Genomic DNA, 10,186 nt, shown 5'->3' with positions numbered 1-10,186 from the left:
AAGAAGAGCTATTAATTCCGAGATAACGGGTCTGACACAACTGGTTCCTTTTCTTGCAACAACCGGAAATACTTCTCCTTTTATAGGGTTGTTCGGTACGGTTTGGGGAATCATGAATTCATTTCACGGAATCGGGCTGAGAGGCTCAGCAACACTTGCTGTTGTCGCTCCTGGAATATCGGAAGCGCTTGTAGCAACTGCAGCCGGACTTGCCGCAGCAATACCAGCTGTAATTGCATTTAATTATTTCATGCAGAAGATAAGAAACATCGAGTCTGAGCTGCAAAGTTTTGCGGCTGATTTCCTTAACATAGTGGAAAGGGATACATTAAAAGCAAAGGGGAATAAGAAATGATGGCCGGTGGCGATAAAGATCGTCTTATGTCCGATATCAACGTCACTCCTTTTGTTGATGTAATGCTGGTTCTTTTGATTATTTTCATGGCAACCGCTCCTATGATGGTGCAAGGCGTAAATGTTTCACTTCCCGAAGCCACCACTAAACCTTTAGCCTCGGAAAAGGAACATCTTATAATAACTCTCGATAAAGGCGGAAATATATTTATAAATAATTATAAAGTCGCTCCTGAACAGCTTCAGATTAAAATAAAAAAAATACTCGAAGGCCGTTTAGACCAGGAAGTATATCTGAGAGCTGACAAGGATATATCTTACGGAGCGGTCGTGGGACTTATGGCTGAAATAAAGGAAGCGGGTGTGGAAAAGCTTGGTATGGTCACAGAACCTGTCGAAAGCAAAACAACCGGGGAAAAATAATAAGCATGCAAAGCTTTCAGTTTTCCGGATATTTTAACGGAAAAAGCAGCATACCACCGAAAACCGTGGCTATAACTTTTGGCATTTCTTTCGCATGTCATGCTGTTTTAATAGGTGTATTATATTTTCTTCCTGGATACAGCAGGCCTGTGGTTAACCCTTTTCCTTCGGCAATAAATGTAAGCCTTGTTTCACTTCCGGCTGGCCGTCCGGGACCTCCTGCAGGAAGACCGGACGCAATAAAAAGTTCGGCTCCCGTAGAAAAAAAAGCTGTAAAACAAGCGCCGATAAAAACAGAAAAGCCGGAAGTAGCTTCAAAACCTGCGGTTAAAGCGGTAAAAGTTGCTGCAAAAGAGATTTCAAAACCGGTGGTTAAAGCTGTAAAAGTTGCTGAAAAGGTCCCTGAAAAAGCTGTACAAAAAACTTCTAACGCCGTATCATTAAACCCGAAAATTTTACCGAAAAAGAAAGTTGAATCGGCCGAGCTGATAAAAAATGCAGTAAAAGAAATGGAAAAAAGAGTTGGTGAATCAAGACCTTCATCAGTAAGCGATGCGATAGGCAAAATAAGGAGCCAGGTCGAAAGTGGTTCTAAAGCCGGAAAGTTTGATACAGCCGATCAGGTAAAGGGCTTTGGTTTACAGGGAGCCGGAATAAAGGGAGCTGCTCCGGGGGTACCCGGTGGAAGCGGCGGCGGCAATATGCCGATAGGCCTGCTTGATATATATAAAGCAGAGATATTTTATAAAATTCAGCAAAACTGGGCTTACTCCGAACAATTAGGAGGCAGCGGCTCGGGTGCTATGGCTGTTCTTGTAATAAAAATAATGCGTACCGGCCAAATCAGCGGTATACGGTTTGAAAGCAGATCGCAAAACCGCTATCTTGATGAGTCTGCATACAGGGCAATTCAAAAAGCCAATCCTCTTCCTCCCCTTCCCGAAGGATATGACCGGCCAAATTATGAAATTGGTCTTCGCTTCGGAACTAGTGGACTTAAGCAGAAATAACCGATGTGATACGGATAAATGTAAAGGAATTTTTGATGAAATATTTTCGTCTTTTTATAGTTTTTGTTGCTGCTTTATTAACAATGACAGGAACAAGCTTTGGAGGATATGATTACATTGATATTAACAGCCCCTCAATAAGAAAAATGCCGATTGCCGTACCTCTATTTAAATCCGGTACAGGAACGCTAAAAAACGGTGATATGCAATTGCCAAAAAAAGCTTCCGATATGCTTTCGGGGATGCTTGATTTTACAGGCTATTTCAAGATACTTGACAGGGAAAGCTTTCTTGAAAACCTGTTGAAGCCTGAAACAACTTTGCAAACCGTGGATTTTCGCAACTGGACAACCGTAGGAGCAGAGCTTCTTGTTACCGGAACAATACAGGCAAACGGTAATGATCTTGAAATAGAAATGAGACTGTTTGATACGGTAAAAGCCAACCAGCTTGTAGGAAAGAAATACAAAGGCGGAGTTAATGATTTAAGACATATACTACGCCTTTTTGCAAGCGAGATCGTCTTTTGCCTCACAGGAAACAGAGGAGTATTTGATACACGTATTGCCTTTGTATCAACCGGCTCAGGAAAGAAAGAAATATATATTTGTGATTTTGACGGAACCAATGTTAGGCAATTTACAAAAAACAATTCAATCACACTTTTTCCAGCCTGGTCATCGGACGGCCAATGGATTGCATATACTTCTTATTTAAAAGGAAACCCCGATCTCTATATTAAGAACGTTAGCAATAACAGCATTTCTGTTGTATCAAAAAAAGGGATAAACATAACTCCTTCCTGGATGCCGGGAAAATTTGAACTTGCAGCAACGCTTTCCTTCTCCGGAGATCAGGATATATATCTCATGACAGGAACCGGGAAAATTATTAAAAAGTTGACAAATAGTACCGGAAGTGATGTATCTCCTACATTCTCACCTGACGGAAAAAAGATGGCTTTTGTTTCAAGCAGGTCAGGAACACCTCAAATATATATACAGGATATCAGTACCGGAAATGAGCAAAGACTGACATTTAACGGCCGGTATAATACCCAGCCATGCTGGTCGCCTAAAGGCAATAAAATAGTATATTCCGGATTGGATGGAGGAAAGCATAATATTTTTATAATTGCTCTTGATGGTAAAGATCCTGTACAATTAACTCATAACGAAGGTGATAATGAATCGCCTTTCTGGTCTCCGGATGGAAGTTTAATCGTATTCAGCTCAACGCGGGAAGGTCCTTCAAGAATTTACGTAATGACTTCTTACGGAACGGATCAAAAACGGCTGTTTTCCATATCCGGTGAACAGTCTAATCCAAAATGGTCACCCGGGCTTTTTAATAAATAACAGTAATATATAAAGGAGATTTAAAATGAAGAAAAAAATGTTGGTTGTTTTGGCTATGTTACTTGTAATTCCCGGTCTGTTGTTTTTCGCTTCCTGCGGGAAACAGACTGTGAAGGCTGATGTTGGGGAAGTAAAAGATACACTCTCGGATCAAGACTCTCTTTCTTCCGGAACTGGTACCGGTTCCGGGTCTGCTTCCGATTCTTCTGCGTCGGATATAGCATCTGAATCTCTTACCGATGCCGACTCTCTTAAAGCCGGGCCCAGTGCACAGGAAAAAATGGCAATGGAAAAATCCGAGGCGATGCAAAAGCTTGTTAATGAGGATGTACACTTTGATTATGACAGTGCAGTTCTCTCTCAAAGTGCTCAGGAAATTCTTAAAAAGAAAGCGGCGTATCTTGAGAAATATTCAGCAATTTTAGTGACTATTGAGGGCCATTGTGATGACCGTGGAACTAATGAATATAACCTTGCTCTTGGAGAGAAGCGTGCTCAAAGCGCAAGAAATTTTCTCATCAATCTCGGTATTTCCTCATCACGTATAAAAACAATCAGCTATGGAGAAGAAAAACCGCTTGATCCGGCCAACAATGAAGTAGCATGGGCAAAGAACAGAAGGGCTCACTTTATCTTAGGTTAGATGCCCGGGTTGGATTGGCAACTGCTCGTATAAAATTACAGTTACAGCAATGTTTTTAAAAAAGTGTGGCGGTTTTGCAATAAGCCGTTTCCGGTACCTGTCCCTGACTATGAAACGGAGCAGGTACCGGGGGAACCTGTTTATATGTCTTATTTTTAAAAAAATCTTCAGGAGAGTGATAGGATGTTAAAAGTCTCAACAAATCCTTTGAAAAAAAGCCCCTTTATTCCTCGTATAATTGCCCTCTTGTCCCATGCCGGTGAGAGGAAAATTAATAAATCCATATTTTTTTTCATTCTTATTCCGTTTTTATTTCTTAATTTCGGCTGTGCTTTACATAAAGATGTTATAACACTTGATAACCGTATCGGAGAATTAAGGCTGCGGGTTGTTACTTTAGAAAATCAGACTTCCCATCTTAAAGCCAAGACAGACGTAATAAAGAAAAAAACGGAAGAAATAAAATCTATTGAGGATGAAAAAGACAAAAACATAAGAGGACAAACTGCCGGTCAATATGCTGAAATTGAAAAGCGTAAAGAAGAAATCCGGATGTTAAACGGAAGAATCGAGGAGCTTGAACACCTTTCAAAGCAAAAGTCAAAAGACAACGAAGATACCAGCAAAAGAACTGAAGACAGGCTTGCCGGTATGGAAGAAACTTTGAAAGAATATAAAAATAAAATTGCGCGTCTTGAACAATATCTGAGTCTTGAAGGAAAAGAAAAAACAGCAGCAACGGTACCGGCCGCTTTGCCGGTGGAAAAGAAAGATGTTTCTGAAGATGAGATTTATGCTTCAGCCCTCAAGTTGTATGATGGAGAGAAATATGCGGCAGCCCGTCAGAAGCTGCAGGAAATACTTAGCAAATATCCAAATTCCGATAAAGCTGATAACTGCCAGTTCTGGATAGGTGAAAGCTATTATCAGGAAAAATGGTATGAAAAAGCTATTGTTGAATATCAGAAGGTCATAGAAAAATATCCGAAAGGCAATAAAATGAAGGCTTCATTACTCAAGCAGGGGCTTTCCTTTTATAATCTTGGAGACAAGAAAAATTCGAAGCTTGTCCTGAACGAACTTATTCAAAAATTTCCGAATTCGAATGAAGCCAAGATCGCCGAAAGCAAGCTGAAAGGATTTTAAAATACAGGATTGATTTTTAATCCTTAAAGAGCAAAAGATGATAAAGGTCATCGGTATAGATCCGGGTCTGGCTTCAACAGGTGTGGGGATAATCTGTGGAGCAGGGCTAAAAATTCAAAGATTTTCTTTTGGCAGCATAAACACTTCGAAAAACCAGGTTCTTGCCGAGCGTCTTGACCATATTTATTCAAAACTTCTCTTGCTCTTAAAAGATGAAAAGCCTGATCTGATGGTACTGGAAGATGTGTTTTCCCTTGATACCTATCCTAAATCAGGAATAAATCTTGGCAAAGTTACCGGTGTTATTCTTCTGTCGGCATGCCATGCCGGTGTCCGGACGAGCGAGGTTGCTGTAAGGGAAGTCAAGCATGTCCTGACAGGAAATGGTAATGCAAACAAAGAACAGCTGGAACTTACGGTAAGACATTTGTTGAAATTAAATACGCCCATAAAGCCCTATCATGCTTCCGATGCGATTGCTCTGGCTCTTTTAGGCCTTTTCCGTCATAATAACAACAAGTAAGGATTTAAATTTGAAGAATTTTGTGAGAAAATTTAAGTGATAGGATATTTAGAAGGAAAATTATTAAAAAAAGATAGCGAGCGCATACTTTTGCTTGTAAATCATGTGGGATATGAAATCCTGCTTCCGGCAATAGTGATGGAGACTTTAAATACGAGATCGGTTGGGGACGAAATAACCCTGTATATTTATTATCATCAATCCGAAAAACAGCCAAAACCGGTATTGATAGGTTTTAACCTTGAAGTTGAAAAGGAATTCTTTCAATATTTCATTTCTGTTGAAGACATAGGACCGTTAAAAGCTGTAAAAGCCCTCACCATGTCCGTACGGGATATTTCAAGAGCTATAGAATCAAAAGATGCCGCAGCTTTAAAGCAGCTTAAAGGGATCGGAAACAGAACGGCCCAAAAAATTATAGCCACGCTTGAAGGAAAGATGAACAAGTTTGCTTTAATCAGAAAATCGGAACAAACATATGATTCTGTTTCGGAAGACATCGGACAGAAGGTAATCGATCTTCTTGTTTCACAACTTGGTTATAAACCTGGCGAAGCAAAGACAATGGTTGTGCAGGCTTTGAAAAGAAACAAATTTATTACCAGCCCTGAAGATCTGTTGGAAGAAGTATACCGTGGAGAAAGAACCTGATGAGCGATGATATTCTGACATATTCTTCCGGAGATAACGAAATACTTTCCGGTTCCTGCCTTTCTGTCGACACGGAACCTGAAATACTTTCCCTCAGGCCTGAATCAATGTCCGATTATATAGGCCAAAAAGAGGTTGTTGAAACACTTAAAATTGCCATCCAAGCCGCAAAACAGCGCGGTGAGCCCATTGACCATGTTCTTTTGCATGGTCCGCCCGGTCTTGGCAAAACAACTCTTGCACACATTATTGCGAATGAGACAGGCGCTAATCTTACTGTTACTTCCGGGCCGGCCCTTGAAAAGGGAGGAGACCTGGTAGGGATTCTTACTCATCTTGAAGAAGGGGATATCCTGTTTATAGACGAGATCCACCGAATCCCGAAAGTGGTTGAAGAATTTATGTATCCGGCAATGGAAGATTTTGCCATAGATTTTGTGTTTGATAAAGGAGTCAATGCTCGCAGTCACAAATACCGCTTAAAGCATTTTGTATTGGTCGGAGCTACAACAAGAGTCGGGTTGCTTTCCTCACCCTTAAGGGACCGTTTCGGCATATTCAGAACTCTGGATTTCTATACCGAATCGGATCTCATGATAATTGTTTCACGTTCGGCAGACCTGCTTAAAATCAAAATTGAAGAAGATGCAGCTTATGAGCTTTCCCGACGTTCGAGAGGTACACCAAGAATTGTCAACAGACTCTTAAAGCGTGTAAGAGACTATGCCCAGGTCAGAGGAGACGGTATAATAACAAAAAAAACGGTACAGGAAGCCCTTGCTCTTGAAGGAGTTGATGAGAAAGGACTTACAAATCTTGACTGCCGTTACCTTAAAACAGTGATAGAATTTTACAACGGCGGGCCAGTGGGAGTTGAGGCGATTGCAGCAACCCTTCAGGAAGAATCGGATACTCTGGTAGATGTTGTTGAGCCGTTTCTTTTAAAAATCGGTTTAATAATGAGAACCTCTTCCGGAAGAAAAGCGTCTGAAGAGGCATATAAACATCTTTATAAAAATTGTGACAGACGACCTTAAAAGAGATTAAACTTGTATCAGCCATGCCGGTAATAACCCTTCTTACAGATTTTGGCATGCAAGACGAATATGCGGGCATAATGAAAGGAGTTATTCTTTCCATAAATCCCGCAGCTTCTATTGTTGACATCAGTCATTGCCTTTCTCCTTATGATATAGTCAACGCAGCATATCTTATTGAATATTATTATAAATATTTTCCAAAAGGATCGATACACGTTATTGTGGTTGATCCCGGTGTAGGAAGCAACAGGACTATTCTTGCCGTTTTACACAATGGGCATTATTTTATAGCGCCTGATAATGGTGTTTTAACACTTTTATGTGAAGATGGTGAACCAGAGAAGATTATAAAACTTCTCAGAAGTAAATGGTTTTTAAAGCCTGTAAGCAATACTTTCCACGGCCGTGATATTTTTTCACCGGTAGCGGCGCACCTTTCCAATGGTGTAGGTATGGAAGAATTCGGAACCGAGGCAAGCAGGAATACTCTTGTAACCATTAATATAGTAAAACCTGAAATATCAGATAATGGTGAACTAACGGGTGAGATTGTGTCAATTGATCGTTTTGGAAATCTTATAACTAATATTGATACAAAAAAACTTGATGAATTTTTTTTAATCGCAGGTGAAAAAAATTTTCATATAATTGTCGGCAATAAAAAAATAGATAAATTGTCTTTAGCATATGAACATGCAGGCCAAAATAATCCTCTTGCAATAATAGGAAGTCGCGGATTCCTTGAAATTGCAGTAAACCGGGGAAGTGCTGAAGATTATTTTGAAGCAAAGAAAAGAGATAGAATAAGAATTGTAAAAGTTTTTAATTACGGCTCATAAGCTCCAATTTAAGTTTTAGCTGCGGAAACGCTAAGGATTTCATCACGGTCAAGCCGGAAAGAATCTGGAATATGCAGCTCTCATCAAAACAGCACCCGGATATTTCTATATGTTGCCTGCCTTAGGCGCAAGATGTCTCTTTTTGCTGTGTCTTGCGATCTTTTCGGTTTTTCTTCGGATACAGTTATATTGCAGCCGATTGAAAGCAGATAGATGTTCTTTTCTTTTATAAGTCGAGTAAAGAAATAACCTGTCTTTTTCACTGAAAATTGATGCCGGCAGTGTATAGTTTAATTCGGCAAACGCTTTTATCTGCCAACGAATGCGATTAAACGGATTCAAATCAACCCGTTGCAGATCAAAAAGCGCAACCAGAGGTTTTGATGCATCCTGTTTTTGAAGAAGAATATGTGTTGCATTAAAGTCTTTATGATTCATGCCGCACTCATGCATTTTTTTCGCATAAACAGCTATTTCGCTCAGTATGTTTCTTCTTTTTATATCATTATCCTTACCGTAAAGAGTTTCGGATTGATTAAGAATAAGGTTTTCCAGTTCAATAAACGGGGAAAAATCCTGTGTAATAAAGAATGAATCAACGCAGGCACAGGATATAAACTTGCTGCCTGCGGCAACCGGAGATGCTGTAGCCAAGGCATTTTGGCGAAAAAGGCAGTAGTTATTAAATTCCTTTAATCCTTCGGGTGCAAAATTTTTTGGCATCAGTAATCGCATGGTTTTTTGCCATGAAGATAATTTCTGCCTGAATTTCTTTATATAAAAATAAGTGTGTTTGTCTACCGTGTTGCAATCGCTTATTTCATATTTTTTTATAAGAGGAAATTTTACCCTGAGGATGCTCCTGTCTTTTTTTTGTTCAATTAATTCTGCATTCACATTGGACCAGACAGAATCAAAGCTTGTAAAACCAATGCCGGACAAAACATCCTGATAGCTTTGGTTGATTATCAGAAATTCACCGGAATTGCCCGGTTTTTCAATGCATGAAACAGGTTCACAGTAGTTGCTGCAATTCATGTGTTTATTGCCGTAGTTTTCTTTTTAGCTCCAATTTCTTCAATAAGATCGGCTACAACCATGACCCGATTGTAAAGATCGGTACTGTCGGAGTATGATAAAGCATTTTTTTTCCAATTATCTTTTTCCTCTGATAGCAGCATTTCTTTCAGCATGATATTCATCGTTTTCTGTGAAAATTTCGATGAAGGCAAAATCATACCGGCTTTTGCACGTTCAATATGAACGGCATAACCGCAGGTTTCCGTAGCCATTACAGGAACGCCTGCTGTGAGAGCCTCAACTATTACATTGCCGGTGTTTTCTACGCGTGAAGGCTGAAGAACAAAATCAGCGCCTGCTAAAAATAAGGGAATATCGCTTCTTGAACCAAGAAAGCGAACATTATTTTGTAATCCCAGCTTTTTAGCCAGTCCGGCATATGGCTTTTGTTTACCCTTTCCGATAATAAAAAGGTATGTTGATTTTTGCATGGCTAAAGGCAGACAAGCCAAAGCATTTATTGACCGGTCAACTCCCTTGGTATGAAAATGTGAACCTATCATTAACAGAAAAATATCATTTTTGCCAAGACCAAGTTTATCCCTTATATTATTACGGTTGATAAGGCTAAGAGAAGAACGTATATAATCTTTATCTACCCCTGGGGGTACAATATGCAACCTTTTCTCTTCCGTATCATATTCGGATTGATAATTTATTTTTTCCTTTTCGGAAATAATAATAATTTCTGTTTTTAAGTTTTTGCCAAAAACAGCCTTTTCAAATGCGGAAAACAAACGGTAGCGGGGTGTGAAACGTGATAAAAACAAACGTTGCTTTTTTATCCTGGCCTTATAACAGACATCTGCAGCATAATAAATATCAAGCCCTGGTATTTTGTTAAAGCCAATTATAAGATTATATTGTTTTTGCTCTAAAATTGTTGCAAGATTTCCTGCGAATGAGGCAATTTTGTCGTGATTGCTTTTTCCCCGGAAGGAAACATTAATAAGCTTTGCTCCTGCCGGACAGGCTCCTTCCCATTTCATTGTGTAAATATCAATGTTATGCCCTCTGCCAAGGCATTCTGTGCTGATTTTCAGAAAGTTTTGTTCTAATCCTCCGAAAGGAAAATAATTAAATAAACAAAAGGCTAATTTCATATCTTATAATTGGTTG

General features: G+C 39.5%; 12 protein-coding genes. 10 read left to right on the top strand and 2 right to left on the bottom strand.

The window, feature by feature from the left end:
- From VXK47_RS18425 to VXK47_RS18380, 10 genes are all read left to right on the top strand, one after another.
- A partial coding sequence (locus VXK47_RS18425; RefSeq protein ID WP_435550249.1) for a MotA/TolQ/ExbB proton channel family protein occupies nucleotides 1–355 on the top strand: 355 nt, incomplete at its 5' end.
- Nucleotides 352–777, top strand: coding sequence for an ExbD/TolR family protein (tolR, locus tag VXK47_RS18420; protein WP_435550248.1), 426 nt, complete (start codon nucleotides 352–354; stop codon nucleotides 775–777). The genes VXK47_RS18425 and tolR, both read left to right, overlap by 4 nt.
- 5 nt (nucleotides 778–782) lie before the next feature.
- Complete coding sequence (locus VXK47_RS18415; RefSeq protein ID WP_435550247.1) at nucleotides 783–1,787, top strand: energy transducer TonB; 1,005 nt, start codon at nucleotides 783–785, stop codon at nucleotides 1,785–1,787.
- 35 nt (nucleotides 1,788–1,822) lie between these two features.
- Nucleotides 1,823–3,145, top strand: coding sequence for a Tol-Pal system beta propeller repeat protein TolB (gene tolB, locus VXK47_RS18410; RefSeq protein WP_435550246.1), 1,323 nt, complete (start codon nucleotides 1,823–1,825; stop codon nucleotides 3,143–3,145).
- 25 nt (nucleotides 3,146–3,170) lie between these two features.
- Nucleotides 3,171–3,788 (top strand): peptidoglycan-associated lipoprotein Pal, encoded by a 618-nt coding sequence (pal, locus tag VXK47_RS18405; RefSeq protein ID WP_435550245.1) that lies wholly within the window; start codon nucleotides 3,171–3,173, stop codon nucleotides 3,786–3,788.
- 183 nt (nucleotides 3,789–3,971) lie between these two features.
- A complete protein-coding gene (gene ybgF / locus VXK47_RS18400) occupies nucleotides 3,972–4,934 on the top strand; it encodes a tol-pal system protein YbgF (RefSeq protein ID WP_435550244.1) in 963 nt (320 codons plus the stop codon).
- Nucleotides 4,935–4,971: 37 nt separating this feature from the next.
- Nucleotides 4,972–5,457 (top strand): crossover junction endodeoxyribonuclease RuvC, encoded by a 486-nt coding sequence (locus VXK47_RS18395; RefSeq protein ID WP_435550243.1) that lies wholly within the window; start codon nucleotides 4,972–4,974, stop codon nucleotides 5,455–5,457.
- A gap of 36 nt (nucleotides 5,458–5,493) precedes the next feature.
- The gene (gene ruvA, locus VXK47_RS18390; RefSeq protein WP_435550242.1) at nucleotides 5,494–6,108 is read left to right on the top strand and encodes a Holliday junction branch migration protein RuvA; all 615 of its coding nucleotides are present in this window, start codon (nucleotides 5,494–5,496) and stop codon (nucleotides 6,106–6,108) included.
- Nucleotides 6,108–7,145, top strand: a complete 1,038-nt coding sequence (ruvB, locus tag VXK47_RS18385; RefSeq protein ID WP_435550241.1) for a Holliday junction branch migration DNA helicase RuvB — start codon at nucleotides 6,108–6,110, stop codon at nucleotides 7,143–7,145. Before ruvA ends, ruvB begins: the two co-directional genes overlap by 1 nt.
- A 23-nt stretch (nucleotides 7,146–7,168) precedes the next feature.
- Nucleotides 7,169–7,987: an SAM hydrolase/SAM-dependent halogenase family protein gene (locus VXK47_RS18380; RefSeq protein ID WP_435550240.1), complete on the top strand. Its 819-nt coding sequence runs from the start codon at nucleotides 7,169–7,171 to the stop codon at nucleotides 7,985–7,987.
- Between the two features lie 105 nt (nucleotides 7,988–8,092).
- On the opposite strand, the gene VXK47_RS18375 is transcribed toward VXK47_RS18380, so the two are convergent.
- Nucleotides 8,093–9,025, bottom strand: a complete 933-nt coding sequence (locus tag VXK47_RS18375; RefSeq protein ID WP_435550239.1) for a lipopolysaccharide kinase InaA family protein — start codon at nucleotides 9,023–9,025, stop codon at nucleotides 8,093–8,095.
- Entirely contained in the window at nucleotides 9,022–10,170 is a 1,149-nt protein-coding gene (locus tag VXK47_RS18370) for a glycosyltransferase family 4 protein (RefSeq protein ID WP_435550238.1), read from the bottom strand. The genes VXK47_RS18375 and VXK47_RS18370 overlap by 4 nt, the downstream gene beginning before the upstream one ends.
- Nucleotides 10,171–10,186: the final 16 nt, after the last annotated feature.

The organism is Desulfobacterium sp. N47, assembly GCF_051233685.1.
In the GTDB taxonomy this organism is placed as follows: Bacteria; Desulfobacterota; Desulfobacteria; order Desulfobacterales; family RPRI01; genus RPRI01.
The sequence above is the reverse complement of the archived record's forward strand: the minus strand, read 5'-3'. Positions and strand labels throughout refer to the sequence as shown.

Coding starts and splice junctions, on each gene's coding strand:
- tolB (WP_435550246.1), top strand. CDS start 1,823: ATGAAATATTTTCGTCTTTTTATAGTTTTTGTTGCTGCTTTATTAACA.
- tolR (WP_435550248.1), top strand. CDS start 352: ATGATGGCCGGTGGCGATAAAGATCGTCTTATGTCCGATATCAACGTC.
- VXK47_RS18415 (WP_435550247.1), top strand. CDS start 783: ATGCAAAGCTTTCAGTTTTCCGGATATTTTAACGGAAAAAGCAGCATA.
- ybgF (WP_435550244.1), top strand. CDS start 3,972: ATGTTAAAAGTCTCAACAAATCCTTTGAAAAAAAGCCCCTTTATTCCT.
- VXK47_RS18370 (WP_435550238.1), bottom strand. CDS start 10,170: ATGAAATTAGCCTTTTGTTTATTTAATTATTTTCCTTTCGGAGGATTA.
- ruvB (WP_435550241.1), top strand. CDS start 6,108: ATGAGCGATGATATTCTGACATATTCTTCCGGAGATAACGAAATACTT.
- VXK47_RS18395 (WP_435550243.1), top strand. CDS start 4,972: ATGATAAAGGTCATCGGTATAGATCCGGGTCTGGCTTCAACAGGTGTG.
- VXK47_RS18375 (WP_435550239.1), bottom strand. CDS start 9,025: ATGAATTGCAGCAACTACTGTGAACCTGTTTCATGCATTGAAAAACCG.
- VXK47_RS18380 (WP_435550240.1), top strand. CDS start 7,169: ATGCCGGTAATAACCCTTCTTACAGATTTTGGCATGCAAGACGAATAT.
- pal (WP_435550245.1), top strand. CDS start 3,171: ATGAAGAAAAAAATGTTGGTTGTTTTGGCTATGTTACTTGTAATTCCC.